The organism is Pseudomonas sp. MS646 (assembly GCF_036693845.1).
In the GTDB taxonomy this organism is placed as follows: domain Bacteria; phylum Pseudomonadota; class Gammaproteobacteria; order Pseudomonadales; family Pseudomonadaceae; genus Aquipseudomonas; species Aquipseudomonas chlororaphis_E.
Map to the genome: position 1 here is coordinate 517,602 of NZ_CP144763.1, position 15,440 is coordinate 533,041.

At 63.6% G+C, this 15,440-nt stretch carries 15 protein-coding genes; 4 read left to right on the top strand and 11 right to left on the bottom strand.

The window, feature by feature from the left end; translation table 11 throughout:
• Nucleotides 1-34: 34 nt before the first annotated feature.
• From V3H56_RS02240 to V3H56_RS02265, 6 genes are read right to left on the bottom strand one after another with little or no spacing between them, the layout of a single operon-like run.
• Nucleotides 35-1,714 carry an AMP-binding protein gene (locus V3H56_RS02240; RefSeq protein ID WP_047736104.1) on the bottom strand — a complete coding sequence of 560 codons (1,680 nt, stop codon included), beginning with the start codon at nt 1,712-1,714 and terminating at the stop codon, nt 35-37.
• Nucleotides 1,711-2,256: a membrane protein gene (locus tag V3H56_RS02245; protein WP_047736103.1), complete on the bottom strand. Its 546-nt coding sequence runs from the start codon at nt 2,254-2,256 to the stop codon at nt 1,711-1,713. Before V3H56_RS02245 ends, V3H56_RS02240 begins: the two co-directional genes overlap by 4 nt.
• Nucleotides 2,253-2,507, bottom strand: a complete 255-nt coding sequence (locus tag V3H56_RS02250) for an acyl carrier protein (protein WP_047736102.1) — start codon at nt 2,505-2,507, stop codon at nt 2,253-2,255. The genes V3H56_RS02245 and V3H56_RS02250 overlap by 4 nt, the downstream gene beginning before the upstream one ends.
• Nucleotides 2,508-2,516: 9 nt before the next feature.
• Nucleotides 2,517-2,774, bottom strand: coding sequence for a phosphopantetheine-binding protein (locus V3H56_RS02255; protein ID WP_042727925.1), 258 nt, complete (start codon nt 2,772-2,774; stop codon nt 2,517-2,519).
• Nucleotides 2,755-3,564, bottom strand: coding sequence for a lysophospholipid acyltransferase family protein (locus tag V3H56_RS02260; RefSeq protein ID WP_042727924.1), 810 nt, complete (start codon nt 3,562-3,564; stop codon nt 2,755-2,757). Before V3H56_RS02260 ends, V3H56_RS02255 begins: the two co-directional genes overlap by 20 nt.
• Nucleotides 3,540-4,259 carry a beta-ketoacyl synthase chain length factor gene (locus V3H56_RS02265; RefSeq protein WP_042727923.1) on the bottom strand — a complete coding sequence of 240 codons (720 nt, stop codon included), beginning with the start codon at nt 4,257-4,259 and terminating at the stop codon, nt 3,540-3,542. Before V3H56_RS02265 ends, V3H56_RS02260 begins: the two co-directional genes overlap by 25 nt.
• A gap of 361 nt (nt 4,260-4,620) precedes the next feature.
• On the opposite strand from V3H56_RS02265, the gene V3H56_RS02270 reads away from it, so the two are divergent.
• Nucleotides 4,621-5,391: a ParA family protein gene (locus tag V3H56_RS02270; protein ID WP_042727922.1), complete on the top strand. Its 771-nt coding sequence runs from the start codon at nt 4,621-4,623 to the stop codon at nt 5,389-5,391.
• Nucleotides 5,392-5,508: 117 nt separating this feature from the next.
• On the opposite strand, the gene trxC is transcribed toward V3H56_RS02270, so the two are convergent.
• The gene (gene trxC, locus V3H56_RS02275) at nt 5,509-5,931 is read right to left on the bottom strand and encodes a thioredoxin TrxC (protein WP_047736101.1); all 423 of its coding nucleotides are present in this window, start codon (nt 5,929-5,931) and stop codon (nt 5,509-5,511) included.
• Nucleotides 5,932-6,104: 173 nt separating this feature from the next.
• Nucleotides 6,105-6,731: an isochorismate family cysteine hydrolase YcaC gene (ycaC, locus tag V3H56_RS02280; protein ID WP_042727920.1), complete on the bottom strand. Its 627-nt coding sequence runs from the start codon at nt 6,729-6,731 to the stop codon at nt 6,105-6,107.
• Nucleotides 6,732-6,880: 149 nt separating this feature from the next.
• Here ycaC and V3H56_RS02285 point away from each other — a divergent pair, with 149 nt between their 5' ends.
• From V3H56_RS02285 to V3H56_RS02295, 3 genes are all read left to right on the top strand, one after another.
• Nucleotides 6,881-7,786 carry a LysR family transcriptional regulator gene (locus V3H56_RS02285; protein ID WP_199925096.1) on the top strand — a complete coding sequence of 302 codons (906 nt, stop codon included), beginning with the start codon at nt 6,881-6,883 and terminating at the stop codon, nt 7,784-7,786.
• 203 nt (nt 7,787-7,989) lie between these two features.
• Complete coding sequence (locus tag V3H56_RS02290) at nt 7,990-8,286, top strand: type II toxin-antitoxin system HigB family toxin (protein WP_047736099.1); 297 nt, start codon at nt 7,990-7,992, stop codon at nt 8,284-8,286.
• Complete coding sequence (locus V3H56_RS02295) at nt 8,283-8,684, top strand: transcriptional regulator (protein WP_042727917.1); 402 nt, start codon at nt 8,283-8,285, stop codon at nt 8,682-8,684. Before V3H56_RS02290 ends, V3H56_RS02295 begins: the two co-directional genes overlap by 4 nt.
• A 37-nt stretch (nt 8,685-8,721) precedes the next feature.
• Here the strand turns inward: V3H56_RS02295 and V3H56_RS02300 are convergent, their stop codons facing one another.
• From V3H56_RS02300 to V3H56_RS02310, 3 genes are read right to left on the bottom strand one after another with little or no spacing between them, the layout of a single operon-like run.
• Nucleotides 8,722-10,185: a YdiU family protein gene (locus tag V3H56_RS02300; RefSeq protein ID WP_047736098.1), complete on the bottom strand. Its 1,464-nt coding sequence runs from the start codon at nt 10,183-10,185 to the stop codon at nt 8,722-8,724.
• 37 nt (nt 10,186-10,222) lie between these two features.
• A complete protein-coding gene (gene mscK / locus V3H56_RS02305; RefSeq protein WP_042727915.1) occupies nt 10,223-13,585 on the bottom strand; it encodes a mechanosensitive channel MscK in 3,363 nt (1,120 codons plus the stop codon).
• A 34-nt stretch (nt 13,586-13,619) separates the two neighbouring features.
• Nucleotides 13,620-15,362: a potassium/proton antiporter gene (locus V3H56_RS02310; RefSeq protein WP_042727914.1), complete on the bottom strand. Its 1,743-nt coding sequence runs from the start codon at nt 15,360-15,362 to the stop codon at nt 13,620-13,622.
• Between the last annotated feature and the right edge of the window lie 78 nt (nt 15,363-15,440).

Here is a 15,440-nt window from a genome sequence, read left to right on the forward strand (position 1 = left end):
CCCTCGCCACGGGGCAGTGATGCAGACATGCGAGTCAGTCATCAGCCGCCCCCAGCACAATCCGCCCGCTGGAGCACGCCGCCGTATCGTTGCGGTAGGCGAAGTACAGCTTGCCGCGTTCACCGTCGAAACGCAGGTGCAGCTGGAGTTCATCGCCGGGGCGCACCAGTTGCTGGAACTTGAGCACTTCCATGCCGGCGAACCGGGGTGGCAGGTCCAGCAGTTGCCGGCCCAGGCTCATGGCCCAATCGACCTGCACCACCCCCGGCAGTACCGGTGCGGTGGGGAAGTGGCCGCTGAAGTAGGCCAGGTCCGGCGGCACCCGCAGTTGCAGGTTCCACTCACCGTCGCTTTCGACCTGGGCCAGTACTTCCGGGGCCTTGGGACGGGGTGCCAGCAGCAACGCTTCGACTTCGGCCTGGGGCAGCTTGCCCTGGGCATTGAGCGGCATCTGCCGCAGCCAGCGCCAGCGCCGTGGCAAGGCCAGGGTTTCGCAATGTTCGCCCAGGTGGCGGCGCAAGCCTTCGGTCACGGCGCGGCGGCCCTGGTTGCGCAAGGTGCGCAGGCCGGTTTCGCTCAACACCACCAACGCGCCGAGGGAGGCACGATTTTCCTGCACCACCCCCAGCCGGGCTTCGCTGACCCAGTCGTGGGCCACCAGGGCCTGTTCCAGCATCGGCAGGGAGATGCGTTTTTCTTCGAGCTTGACGATCCGGTCCAGCCGCCCGAGCAGCTCGAAGCGTCCATCCTCGGCGATTCGCGCCGCGTCGGCGCTGTGTTCCACGTGCCCGGCCGGCAAGTAGGGCGAGGCGATCAGCAGCGCGCCGTCACTGTCCTGGCTCAGTTCGACGTCGGCGAAGGGTTGCCACAGCTCAGCGCCCTGGCGCCAGGCGATGCCGCCGGTTTCAGAACTGCCGAAGATTTCCGTCGGCCATTGTCCCAGGCGCTGCTGCAAGCTGTGCGCGGCGTCGGACGGCAGCGCGCCGCCGGAAGAAAACACCCGGCGCACGGCGCTCAGGGCTGTCCAGTCGAGGTTGTCGCCCATGCGCTTGAGCAGCGCCGGGCTGGCGACCCAGGCAAAAGCCGGATGCTCGCGGCTGGCGCGTTGCAGGTCTTCCGGGAACGCCAACTGTCGACGCACGAACGTGCGCCCGGCGCAAAGTGGCCACAACACGCGGAACAGCAAACCATAGATATGCTGGGCGGCGACGCTGCCGATCATGCAGGCCGGGCCGAGCTCGGCGCCCCACAGTTGCTCCAGGGCGTGGACCTCGTTGCTCAACTGGCGCAGGGTTTTCTCGATGCGCTTGGGCTCGCCGCTGGAGCCGGAGGTGCACAGGCTCAGCCAGCAGCGGTCCAGGTCCAGCGGGGCGGCGGTCATCGGCGCCTGTTGCACGTCATCGGGGTGAGTGTCGCCGGGCTGGTCGGTCAGCCACAGGTCGACCTCCGCCGCCCAACGCTGGCGGGTCTGCGCTTGCAGGTCGGCGGGCAACAGCACGCGCACTCCGGCGCGCCAGGCACCGAGCAGGGTGATGGCGAGGTCGGCGGCGTCCTCCAGGTGGACGGCCGCATGTCGCACGCCCCGGGCTTGCAGGCCAGCGGCCAGGCGCAGCGCGGCGTCGCGCAGTTGCGCATGATCCAGTGCCGGGGCGACCGCGACGGCACGCTCCGGCTGAGCCTCGAGCAGCATCTGCTCAAGTGTTATCCAATTCATGGGCGGCCTCTTACCCGTTGTCGTATGAGCCATTCAATGGCAAACAGCAGCCCCATCAATCCGTAGGAAATCAGGCCGGTGTACAACATCCACCAGCTCAGCGGCGCCCAGAGGGTCAGGGCAGCGGCGAGCAAACCGTTACACAGGAAAAACACGCACCAGGCCCACGTGACCTGACGCGTATACACCACGGCCCGGGCTGGCAACTGCGGCTCGCGCAGGCGGGCCAGGCGTTCGATCATCGGCGGACCGTACTTCAGGCTCAGGGCGAACAGCCCCAGCATGAACGCGCTGATCAGCACCGGGTACCAACGCAGCAGGGCCGGGCTGTCGAACCACGCGAGCAAGGCACAGAAGCCGATCGCCGTGGCCGCCATCCAATGGCTGCCGGGCCCGCCCCTGCCGAGCAGGGCCCGTGCCAACCACAAGCTACCCAGCAGCAGTCCGAACTGCCATGGGGCGAAGTGCTCCATGCCGAAATACACCGCAAAGGGGTACAGCAGGCCCGCCAGCAGCAGGCTGAGGCCAATCAGCCGGGTCATGCGGCCGGTTGGACCAGTCGATAGACCGCCTCGACCACGTCGTTGACGGTGCGCACCGACTTGAATTCCTCGGCGGCAATCTTCTTGCCGGTCTGGCGCTTGATGTGATCGATCAGGTCGACCGCGTCGATGCTGTCGATCTCCAGGTCCTGGTACAGGTTCGATTCCAGGGTCACGCGATCGGGGTCCAGCTCGAACAGCTCGACCAGAGCATCGCGAAGGGTGTTGAAAATGTCGTCACGAGTTTGCATGGTCCGGTCTCAGGGGCGTTTTGCAGTGACGAAGGCCGCAAGGCTTGCCACATTGCTGAAATGGTTACGGGTGTCCTTGGCGTCGGCGTCGATCTTGATGCCGTACTGTTTCTGGATCGCCAGGCCAAGCTCCAGGGCATCTACCGAGTCCAGGCCCAGGCCTTCGCCGAACAGGGTCTGGTGGTCGCCAATGTCGTCGATGCCGATGTCTTCCAGGCCGAGGGCGTCGATGATCAGCTGTTTGATGTCACGGTGCAGATCGCTCATCTTCGGCGAGCTCCTTGATGAAATAGTGATGCAGAAAATCGTTGAGCCTGCGCGACGCTTGCGGCGGCGGGCCGAGCGCGGCGAATGCCTGTGGGTCTATATCGGCACCGACCCGGAAACTGAAATGCACGCGGCGCGCGGGAATGCGATACCAGGGTTCGGCCTTGGTCAGGGTGGTGGGGCTGACCTTGATGGTCACGGGCGTGAGGATTTTCGCACCCCGCAGCGCGATGGCGGCCGCGCCCCGATGAAATGCCGGCGCTTCGCCTGGCTGGGTGCGGGTGCCTTCGGGGAAGACGATCAGGGTCTGGCCCTCTTGCAGGGCGTTGCTGGCGGCATCGAGCATGTCCATGCTGCCGTCGTTGCTGATGTACTGGGTCGAGCGCAGCGGGCCGCGGGTGAAAGGGTTGTCCCACAGACTTTGCTTGACCACGCAGTTGGTGTCGCGCACCAGCCCGATCAGGAACACCACGTCGATCAGCGACGGGTGATTGGCGATGATCATCTGCCCGGGCCGGCCGAGTCGTTCGGCTCCGTCGATCTGGTAGGTGAGCACCCCGGTGCGGGCCATGAAGCGGATAAAGCACCAGAACAATCGCCCGACCGTGCGGCGGGCTCTGTGCCGGTGGGCCTGGGCATCGCCGGGCAGGCAGGCGAGCAACGGGAACACTAGCAGGCGCAGGCACAACCCGCCAAACCCGAACAGGGCAAAGCTTGCGGCGGTCGCGACCAGGCGCCAATAGTAGGCGTCGCGTTGTTTACCGGTCACCGGTTGCGTTGCCAGGTCCATAGACGATTCTTCCAGGCATGTTGGCAGGTGGTTTGGTGGTTCAGCAGCGTACGCACCAGGTCCAGGGCATGGGGCCACTCGCTGCCCGGCGGTTGTCCGTCCTGGGCGGCGAGGTCCAGTTGCCAGTCGTCGCCGCGGGTCAGCAGCAGTGCCAGCGCGTAGGGGAACGGTACGTCGTCGACCCACGGCGCATAGACCTGCGGCGGTTGTTCTTCGGTGATCACCAGCAATACCGCCGGCGCCCCTTCGTTCAGCAACGCGGCGGCTTCCAGCACGCCGTGCTCCAGCCCGTCGCCAGTGGCGGCCAGGGCAGTCATTTCGCTGGTTTCGCCCCGCATGATCGACCACAGCCCGATCACGGCGTTGTGCACCGACAAGCTGAACTGGGTCGGCGACAAGGGTTGGTCGGCCGCCAGGTCCTTGAGAATCTCAAATGTGCGTGGGGTTTCGCCGTGGCGGGAAATAAAGACCAACGGCAGGTCCGGCCGGTCTTCGGCCAGGGGCCAGCCGACACTGAAGGCCATCCGCGCCAGGCGGCTGAGGCGCCGGCGCTGCATGGCGGGCAGGAACGACACGTCCGGGGCGGCATCGCTGGCGGCCAGCACGACCGGCTGTCGGCTCCACGCCTGCCAATCGTCCACGCTTTCGAGCCCAGGGGCCCACGCGCGCCATTGGGCGATGTTGAAGTTGATCAAAAGCGTTCACCCCACCCCTGCGGGCTTTTTATTTGTCACGGTCAGCGATCTGACCCGCGTCCAACCCTGCACGGTCCTGCGACCCAAGTGGCGCGCATTATCCCGGTGCGGTTGGCTTGTAGCAAATACTGGTTACATTTTGCCCAGCAAAATGTACCGGTTGGTCCGCTTAATGTGAGGGACGGCTCATTCTGGTGATCGGAGCCCGCCTGTCTGCCGGTGTTTTCTGTCATTCCCGGCGCTTATGGACGTCGCCTTGTTGGAAAAAGCCACTGATGCTGTAGTCCTTCTACGTAGAAGGTAGCGAAGCGGGGCTGCGGCCAACTACACTCGGGAATCTTTGATACACGGAGGTCTTGTCATGCGGCGTGTGGTGTTCAATCAGAAAGGTGGCGTGGGCAAGTCCAGCATCGCCTGCAATCTGGCGGCGGTCAGCGCCAGCGAGGGTTATCGCACGCTGTTGGTGGACCTGGATGCCCAGGCCAACTCCACCCAATACCTGACCGGCCTGACGGGCGACGACATTCCCATGGGCATCGCCGACTTCTTCAAGCAGACCCTGTCGTCCGGGCCCTTCTCGAAAAAGAACAAGGTGGACATCTACGAAACCCCGTTCGACAACCTGCACGTCATCACCGCCACCTCTGAGCTGACGGACTTGCAGCCCAAGCTCGAGGCGAAACACAAGATCAACAAGTTGCGCAAACTGCTCGAAGAGTTGGAGGAGGACTACGACCGGATTTACCTGGATACGCCGCCGGCGTTGAACTTCTATGCGGTTTCTGCGTTGATTGCCGCCGATCGTGTATTGATACCCTTCGACTGCGACAGCTTCTCCCGGCAGGCCTTGTATGGCCTGCTGGCGGAAATCGAAGAGCTCAAGGACGACCACAACGAGGGCTTGGAAGTCGAAGGCATCGTGGTGAACCAATTCCAGGCCCGCGCCAGCCTGCCCCAGCAGATCCTGGACGAACTGATTGCCGAGGGCCTGCCGGTGCTGCCGGTGTACCTGAGCAGTTCGGTGCGGATGCGCGAGTCCCACCAGGCCAGCCTGCCGCTGATCCACCTGGACCCACGGCACAAGCTGACCCAGCAGTTCGTCGAGTTGCATGGGATGCTGGAAAGCGCCTGAATCCGAGCATAACCCTCTGTGGGAGCGGGCTTGCTCGCGAATGCGGTGTATCAGCCACCCAAGCTTTGGATGACATAGCGTATTCGCGAGCAAGCCCGCTCCCACAATGAGGTGGCTTCAAATCCCCTGGCTGCGCAACCAGGCCATCAGTTGCGGCAACGGGAACGCCCCGCTCTGGCGCGCCACTTCCCGACCGTCCTTGAACAGAATCAGGCTGGGAATCGAGCGGATTCCCAATTGCGCCGATAACGCCTGGTTGGCCTCACTGTCGAGCTTGGCCAGCCGGCATTTGCCCACCAGTCGCGCGGCGGCTTGCTCGAACACGGGGGCGAAGGCCTTGCACGGCCCACACCAGTCGGCCCACACATCCACCAACAACGGCAGGTCGCCCTTGATCTGGCTGGCATAATCGCCTTGCTTGAGTTCGAACGGTTCGCTCGACAGCACGGGGGCCTTGCACCGCCCGCACTTGGGCTGGTCGCCGAGGCGTTCGGCGGGTATGCGGTTGAGCCCGTTGCAGTGGGGGCAGGGGATCAGCATCAGGTCAGTCTCCCGGAAAAATCATTGGCACAGATTGAACACTATATAGAAACCACCGAAAACCCATGTGGGAGCGGGCTTGCTCGCGAAGGCGATGTATCAGACACCTGGATGTCGACTGATACACCGCCTTCGCGAGCAAGCCCGCTCCCACATTGTGTACGACGTCGCTGTTATTTAGCGTTGGTCAGTGTGTTGTAGCTGGTCATCAGGTTGCGGTAGTCCGGGATGTGGTTGGAGAACAACGTCGCCAGCCCTTCCACGTCGTTGCGCCAGTCGCGATGCAGCTCGCAGGCCAGGCCGAACCAGGTCATCAATTGAGCGCCGGCGGTGGACATGCGGTCCCAGGCCGAGTCACGGGTCAGCTCGTTGAACGTGCCGGAGGCATCGGTGACCACGAACACCTCGAAACCTTCGGCCAGGGCCGACAGCGCCGGGAAGGCCACGCAGACTTCGGTGACGACGCCGGCGATGATCAGTTGTTTCTTGCCGGTGGCCTTGATCGCCTTGACGAAATCTTCGTTGTCCCAGGCGTTGATCTGGCCGGGGCGGGCGATGTACGGCGCATCCGGGAACAGGTTCTTGAGTTCAGGCATCAGCGGGCCGTTGGGGCCGGTTTCGAAGCTGGTGGTAAGGATGGTCGGCAGCTCGAAGTACTTCGCCAGGTCGGCCAGGGCCAGCACGTTGTTCTTGAAGCGGTCCGGGTCGATGTCGCGCACCAGCGACAGCAGGCCGGCCTGGTGGTCCACCAGCAGAACGGCGGCGTTGTCTTTGTCCAGGCGGTTGTAGGAAGTGGTCATGGTGAATCCTCTCAAGTTTGGGTGCCGATCGGTTCGGCGTGATTAACGGGTGTGAAGGTGTTCCTAAGCGATGGATATAGATTAAAAGCGACACCTTTGATGCGCTAGACTGCAAAAATCCGCCTTAGCGTTCTATTTGGAGAACGATCATCGAAGACCTCAACACGCTGTACTACTTCACCCAAGTGGTGGAGCACGGTGGTTTCGCCGCCGCTGGCCGGGCGCTGGACATGCCCAAGTCGAAGCTCAGCCGGCGTGTTGCCCAATTGGAGGAGCGGCTCGGCGTGCGGTTGATCCACCGCACCAGCCGCCACTGCACGCTGACGGAGATCGGCCAGGCCTATTACCAGCGTTGCCTGGCAATGCGGGTCGAGGCCGAGAGCGCGGCCGAAGTGATCGAGCGCAACCGCTCCGAGCCCCAGGGCCTGGTGCGCATCAGTTGCCCGACGGCGTTGCTCAACAGCTGGGTCGGGCCGATGCTGACCCGCTATATGCTCCAGTACCCGCGGGTGGAGCTGTTCATCGAGAGCACCAACCGCCGGGTCGACCTGATCCACGAAGGGTTCGACATTGCCCTGCGGGTGCGCTTCCCGCCGCTGGAAAACACTGACATGGTCATGAAGGTGCTGGGCAACAGCACCCAATGCCTGGTGGGCAGCCCGATGTACCGCGAGCGCTTGTCGTCACCCGCTTCCCCGGCGGACCTCAATGGGCTGCCCAGCGTGCATTGGGGCTCGGCGCAGCGGGAATACCAGTGGGAGCTGTTCGGCCCGGACGGCGCCAGTGCGTTGATTCGTCACGCACCGCGCATGGTCACCGACGACCTGCTGGCCCTGCGTCACGCCGTGCTGGCGGGCGTCGGCATCGCCCACCTGCCCAACGTGGTGGTGCGCGAGGACCTGGCGGCCGGTCGCCTGGTGGAACTGGTGCCGGGTTGGACGCCCAAATGCGGGATCGTCCACGCGATCTTCGCCTCACGGCGCGGGTTGCTGCCGTCGGTGCGTACGCTGATTGACTTCCTGGCCGAGGAATTCAGTCGCAGTGACATGGCCTAGCGCAGAACACAGGGCGTGTTCGATGGGTTGCAGGTGTGCGCAAGTCTCACACCTGCTCACATTTTCAGCCGGAGGGTGGCGTCTGCGGTCGCTAGGCTGAAGTTGCACTTTGGCAACCGCTTGTCTACTCGGGATTATCGCGATTTGCGATGAGCTCGATCTATGTTTAACTCCTCTATAGCAAAGTGCGATAAGGACATTGCATGCATGTGATAACTGAGAAGCGTATCTGGGAGGCCAAGGAGCGATGGCCACATTCAGCCAGCGCGTTGGATCAATGGTATCGGTTGATCAAGCGCAACAATCCGATCGATTTTGCAGCGATGAAGTCGATTTTTCCTGCCATCGACAAAGTCGGGCCGCTCCATGTGTTCGACATCGGTGGCAATAAATTGCGATTGATCGCCGTGGTTCGCTATCGGGCCCGGCGTTTGTACATCAAGAGCGTGTTGGACCATCAAGCGTACGATAAAGGTAAGTGGAAGGAGGAAAAGGGATGAGTGCACTGATTGAGCAAGTCGCCGCCCATTGGGAGTTTGTGTCGCCTCTGCTGCGCAAACCCAGGAGTGAAGACGATTACGATCGGCTGGCCGGGGCCTTGGATGAATTATTGGAGCGGATCGGCGAAGACGAAACCCATCCACTTATGAGCCTGGTGGACATCATCGGCGAATGGATCGAGGCATGGGATCATCAGCATCGTCCCATGCCCAAGGCCAGCGGCGTCGAGACGTTGCGTTATCTGATGCGTGAACATGGGCTGAACCAGAGCGACCTGCCTGGGGTAGGTACCCAATCGGTGGTGTCGGAGGTGCTGAGCGGCAAGCGCCAACTCAACGTGCGGCAGATCCGTTGGTTGGCCGAGCGTTTCGGCGTCTCGGTGGAAACCTTTATCTGACGGGGTTATGTGATGCCATTGCTACTGTGGAACGGCATCACGAAGAGCAACTGATCTCCAGGTGCTTGCCCCACTCCGGCGGACGTTGCGCGTAGCGGTCCATGCCCGGTTGTGCTTCGAACGGTTTGCTCAGCACCGTGTGCAGGCGGCGGACTTCGTCGTAGTCGCCGGCCTCGGCGGCATCGATGGCGTTTTGCGCCAGGTAGTTGCGCAGCACATACAGCGGGTTCATCGCGTGCATGCGGGCCTGGCGCTGGGCCTGGTCCGGCGCACCGTCACGGCCGACGCGGGCGACGTACAGTTCGCCCCAGGCGTCGAAGCCCTTGAGGTCGACAAAGTCATCACGCAGTTGCGCGATGGCCTGTTCGGGGTCGTGCTCACCCAGCCGGCGAAAGAACAGGCTGTAGTCGACGCCGCTGTTCTGCATCAATTGCAGCAGGCGCTCCACCAGTGCCTGGTCGTCCTCTTCGGCGCAGGTCAGGCCCAGGCGGCGGCGCATCAGGTCCAGGTAGTGGGCCTGGTACAGCGGCAGGAACAGGCTAAGGGTTTCGCGCAGGGCTTCGACGCTGATGAAAGGCGTCAGGGCCTGGGCCAGGGCGCTGAGGTTCCACTGGCCGATGGGCACCTGGTTGCTGAATGAATAGCGGCCCTGGTCATCGGAATGGTTGCAGATGAAGTGGGCGTCGAAGTCATCGAGGAAGGCGAACGGCCCGAAATCGAAGGTGATGCCCAGGATCGACATGTTGTCGGTGTTCATCACGCCATGGCAGAAGCCGTAGGCCTGCCATTTGGCAATCAGCTCGGCGTTGCGCTCGACGATTTCGCGGAACATCGCCAGGTACGGCTCCGGCTGTTCACGGCATTCGGCAAAGTGCAGGTTCAGCACGTGCTCGGCGAGGGCCGCCTGTAGCTCGGGCTTCTTGGTGTAGTAGAAATACTCGAAGTGACCAAAGCGCACATGGCTGGGGGCCAGGCGCAGGACCATGGCGGCGCGCTCCTGTTTTTCGCGCCAGACCGGGGTGTCCGAGCCAATCACGCACAGCGCGCGAGTGGTGGGGATGCCCAAGGCGTGCAGGGCTTCGGAAGCGAGGAATTCGCGGATCGACGAACGCAGCACCGCGCGGCCATCGCCCATCCGCGAGAAAGGGGTCTGGCCGGCGCCCTTGAGGTGCAGGTCCCAATGCTCGCCGGCTTCGTTGTACACCTCACCCAGCAGCAGCCCGCGGCCATCGCCCAGTTGCGGGTTGTAATGGCCGAACTGGTGCCCCGAATACACCATCGCCCGAGGCTCGGTCTCGGCCCACAGCTTGTGCCCGCCGAACAGCTCGGCGAACAACGATGACTGGGCTTCGGCCGGGTCCAGGTCGAGCAACGCCATGGCGGCCGGGCTGGCGACGACCAGCCGGGGATTGTCGATCGGCTCGGGCAGCACATGGGCCGAGAAACCGTCGCCCAGGCGGGCGAAGCGGTTGTCGAAGGTCAGGGTTTCCAGCGTTTTCATGGCCGTCTCCGGCGCGATGCCTCAAGGCACCCCGCGATCAGTCGAGTGTCTGTTGCGGTGGTTCGGGGACCGGCTTGATGCTGGCGACGGTCGAAGGCACGGGCGAGAGCGTCTTGTTGTCGGGCTCGGCCGGGACCAGCTTGTACTCCTGGCCGTGCAGGTTCTTCAGGTAGATCTCCATCTGCCGGAACGAAATGTTGATGTGCTCTTTCTTGAATTCGCGGTTGATGAAGCGGTTGATCTCGTCCAGCACCGGGTTGCGGTCACCGAGGTCGCGCACGTGCATGCGCAACTCGTGGTCCAGGGTGCTTTCACCGAAGTTCAGGAAGTACACGATCGGTTCCGGCTCCTTGAGCACCCGTGGGTTTTCGCGGGCGGCCTTGAGCAGCAGTTCGCGGACACGGTCCAGGTCCGAGCCGTAGTCGACGCCCAGTTTCAGGGTTACCCGGGTGACGGTGTCGGTCAGCGACCAGTTGATCAGTTGCCCGGTGATGAAGGTCTTGTTCGGGACAATGATGTCCTTGCGGTCGAAGTCGGTGATGGTGGTGGCGCGAATGCGGATCTTGCTGACCGTGCCCGACAGGTTGCCGATGGTGATGGTGTCGCCGATGCGCACCGGGCGCTCGAACAGGATCATGATCCCGGAAATGAAGTTGGCGAAGATTTCCTGCATGCCGAAGCCCAGGCCCACCGACAGCGCGGCCACCAGCCATTGCAGTTTGTCCCAGCTCACGCCGAGGGTGGAGAGGGTGGTGACGAAACCGACACCGGCGATCACATAGGACAGCAGCGTGGTGGTGGCATAGGCGCTGCCCTGGGCCAGGTTCAGCTTCGACAGCACGAAGACTTCCAACAGGCCCGGCAGGTTGCGGGCCAGGGCGAACGTGATGCCGATGATGATCAGGGCGCCGAGCATGTCGCCGATGCTGATGGGCACCATGCTCATGTTGGCGCCGGTGCCGCTGGTGTATTCGTAGAGGGTGATGTTGTCCAGGTACGAGAACACGCTGATCAGGTCCGACCAGACCCAGTACAGCGCGGCCATGAAACCGCCCAGCAGAGCCAGGCGAATCAGGCGCAGGGACTGTTCGTTGACCTTTTCGATGTCCAGCGTCGGTTCCTCGACCACCGCCTCGCCGTCGCCGGCTTCCTTGGCGGCCTGGCGCTTGGCCAGGGCGCGCTGGTAGGCCAGGCGCCGCGCCGCCACCGACAGGCCGCGCACGAACGTGGCTTCGATCACCAGCCAGAACATCAGCAGGTACAGGGTGTTGATCAAGCGGTCGCTGAGCTTCAGCGCGGTGTAGTAGTAGCCGAAGCACACGGCCACGAACAGCGCGATCGGCAAGGCCGTGAACATCACCCCGACGGCCTTGCGAAACAGCGAGGTGTTCTTGTGCGTCGGGCTGCTGAGCAGCAAGCGGCTGAGCAGCCACGCCATCAGCGCGTAGCAGGTCAGCACCACCGGCATGCCCAGCACGTCGTCGGCCAGGGCCGCCGGTTGCAACTCGGCCACCGCCACCACGGCCACCAGCGCCAGCACCACCAGCCCGAGGCGGCGGATCCAGCCTTGCAGGAATTCGACCTGGGGTTTCTCCCAGCGGAAATGCAGCTCGGCTACGCCGCCCGGCGCCAGCACTCGATAGGCGGTGTAGAACACCAGCCAGGCCTGGCCGATCTGCAACAGCGCCGCGCCAAGGTTGGCGTTCTGGCCGCGGGCGTCGATCTGCAGGGCGTAGCCGCACAGCGCCAGTGCCAGAGCCACCGGCATTGCCAGCAGAATGTTGATCAGGATCGCCTGGGGGGTATGCAGTTGGCTGTCGCGCTTGAAGTGGCCGACGTCCTGGTGAACCTTGTTCAGGCGCGCGTACAGGCTCTTGCGCCGCCACAGCAGGGCACCGATCAGCAACGCCAGGGGCAGGAACAGCAGCGGCCGTTGAGTCAGGCCGTCGGCCAGTTCGCTGAGGCTCGAGGCCCAGGGCAACGAATCGACCTGTTTTTCCAGCCGCGCCGGCACTGCGCGCAACCATTCCAGGTCCAGCGGCTTGTTGCTGGGGATCCAGAACATCTGCTCTTCGAGGGTGGCCCGCAGGTTCTGGGCGGTGCTGAGCAGTTGCTTCTGGTTGAGCTGCAAGGTGATGGATTCGTTGAGGACCGCGCTCAGCTCACGGTTCAGTCGCTCCAGCAGGTCCACGCGGGTCAGGGCCAGGTCCAGCAGGGTCTTGCGCAGTTGCGGCGTGACCTGCTCCGACGGTTGCGACGCCAGCAGGCTGTCGACATAGGCGCTGGGGTTATTCAGCAACTCGCGCTGCTGGCTGACTTCGAACTGGTACAGGCGGATGTCGGCGATCTGGTCGGCCAGGTTCTGATCCAGCTTCAGCCGGGGCAGGGTCTGGCGCTGCTTGTAGAGAATCTTGGAGAGCAGCAGGCTGCCCTTGAGCACGCTGATCTGCTCGTCCAGGGCCGCGTCGGTCTGGGTGACGCTGTCGAGCAGTTGCTTGGTTTGCAGGTTCTGCTGGGTGACTTCGTTGAGGCGGTCGGTGCTCTTGAGCAGGTAGTCGGAAAGCTTCAGGTTGGCGGCGCTTTCGGTGGCCAGCAGGCTGCTGCTCCCGGCTTTCTGGGCCTCGATGGATTGCTGGGTCACCGTCTCCTGGGATTGGGCCAGGCGCTTCTGGTTGATCAGGTTTTGCAGGTCCTGGATTTCCTGCTCCATGCGGTCGATCTTTTCCGTGAGCAAGTCATGCTGGCCGTTGCCCAGGTCCTGCAACTGGCTATTGCCGGCCAGTTCCTGGCGGCGCAACGGGATCAGGGCGTTGAGCGCGGCCAGTTCGGCATTGAGTTGGTCGCGCTGTTCGCCGCTCAGGGGCTTGCCGGCGTCCCGGCCGGCCTTGAGGATGGCGTTGATTTGCTGGATGCGGGTCTGGCTGCTGGAAATTTCAGCCTGGGCGCGCTCGGGGCGGGTCTGGGCGGTGATGATCAGGCTGTTGGCGTCGGCCAGGGCTTTTTGCAGATCGCCCTGCTGGGTGGAGCGCTCCGCGAGCATCTGTTCGAGTTGGGGGATCGGCAGGTTGGCGTAGCGTTGCGCCACCGGCACCACGCTGGTGCCCTTGAGCCGGGCCAGTTCGCGCTGGTTTTCGATGTTCTGTTTCGGCGCGTTGGCCAGTTGTTGCTTGAGGGCGTGCAGCTTCTGTTCGTAGTCCGCCTTGTTGTTCAGCTGGGTCAGGGTGCCTTGCAGCACCGCTTGCAAGGCCTTCTGGTCGGCTTCCGGCAGCTTGCGGTCGGCGATCTTGTCCAGGTTGGCCTGCACCGACTCACGGGCGGGCACTTCGGCAGCTTGCAGGGTGCAGACGGAGAGACTCAGGCCCAGCAGGGCGGCGGCGAAAAAGGAGCGCAGGGTAGGCATAGAGACCGGTCGAGCAAGTGAGAGTGGGAGCAGTTTAGAGGAACAAGCCGGGACCCGGGCGACTTCCTTCGGGGAATCTGACGCCCACTTTGCCGATCTTGTTCCCGTCCATGGCCGCGACGGTCCACAGGGTATTGTTCCAGTCCACCTGGTCGCCGACCACCGGCGCGCCGCCGACTTTCTGGGCAATGAAACGGCCCAGGGACATGTCCGGATCGATGCCGTCGAGCTTCAGCCCGTACAGCGCCGCAACCGCAGCCAACTGGGCATCTCCTTCCAGTACGAAGTCGCCGAAAAAGCGCAGATCCAGGCCCCGTTGCGGTGCCTGGCTGAACAGTTTGCCAAGGGCCGGCAAGTCGTGTTCGTGGCCGATGACACACAGCAAATCACCGACTTCCAACACCGTGCTACCCGACGGATGGAGCAGTTGCTGGCCGCGAAACAGCGCTGCGATGCGGGTGCCTTCGGGCATTTTCAGGTCTCGCAGGGGCGAGCCGATGCACCATTTTTCCTTGCCCAGGCGGTAGATGAACAGCTCCCACTCGCTGGTGACGTGGACTTCCAGTGCGGCCCGGGAAATCGGCAGCGGCTCGGGTGGGACAGTGACATGCAACAACTTGGCGACCCATGGCAGGCTGGTGCCCTGCACCAGCAGCGACACCAGCACGATGAAGAACGCCAGGTTGAAGTACAGCTGGGCGTGGGGCAGGCCGGCCATCAATGGGAACACCGCCAGGATGATCGGCACCGCGCCGCGCAGGCCGACCCAGGAAATGAACGCTTTCTCGCGACCGTGGAACGCCCTGAACGGCAGCAGGCCCACCATCACCGACAACGGGCGGGCGAACAGGATCATCCACAGGGCCAGGCCCAGGGCGGGCAGGGCGATCGGCAGCAGGTCGTGGGGCGTGACCAGCAACCCCAGCACCAGGAACATGCCGATCTGGGCCAGCCAGGCCATGCCGTCGAGCATGTGCAGGATGCCGTGGCGGCTGCGCACCGGGCGGTTGCCCAGCACCAGGCCACACAGGTACACCGCGAGGAAACCGCTGCCGTGCAAGGCGTTGGTCAGGGCGAATACGGCCAGGCCGCCGCTGATCACCAGGATCGGGTAGAGACCGTTGGCCAGGTGGATACGGTTGACCAATTGCAGCATCAACCAGCCACCGCCCAGGCCGAGTACCGCACCGATGCCGAACTCGCGCACCAGGTGTCCGAGCAGGCTCCAGTGCAGGCCGGTTTCGCCGCTGGCGAGCATGCCGATCAGGGTGACGGTCAGGAACACCGCCATGGGGTCGTTGCTGCCAGACTCGATCTCGAGGGTGGCGCTGACCCGCTCGTTCAGGCCCTTGCCGCCCAGCAGCGAGAACACCGCCGCGGCGTCGGTCGAGCCGACGATGGCGCCGATCAGCAAGCCTTGGATCAGGTTGAGGTTGAACAGCCACGCCGCCGCCAGGCCGGTCAGCCCAGTGGTAATCAGCACGCCTACCGTGGCCAGCGACAACGCTGGCCAGAGCGCCACGCGAAAGCTCGAGACCCGGGTGCGCAAACCGCCGTCCAGCAGGATGACAGCCAGGGCGAGGTTGCCGACCAGGTAGGCCGTGGCGTAGTTGTCGAACAGAATACCGGCGCCGTCGATACCGGCTGCCATGCCCACGGCCAGGATGATCACCAGGATCGGGATGCCCAGGCGGGACGAAAGAGAACTGACCAGAATGCTCGCACTCACCAGCAACGCGCCGATCAAGAACAGGCTGTTGATGGTCGTCGCAGTCAAAGGCAGTACTCCGGAAAAGCTTAAGGGCGGACACAGACTGACCATGCAGTCTGCGTGCCAGCGATTCTAACCTGTTGA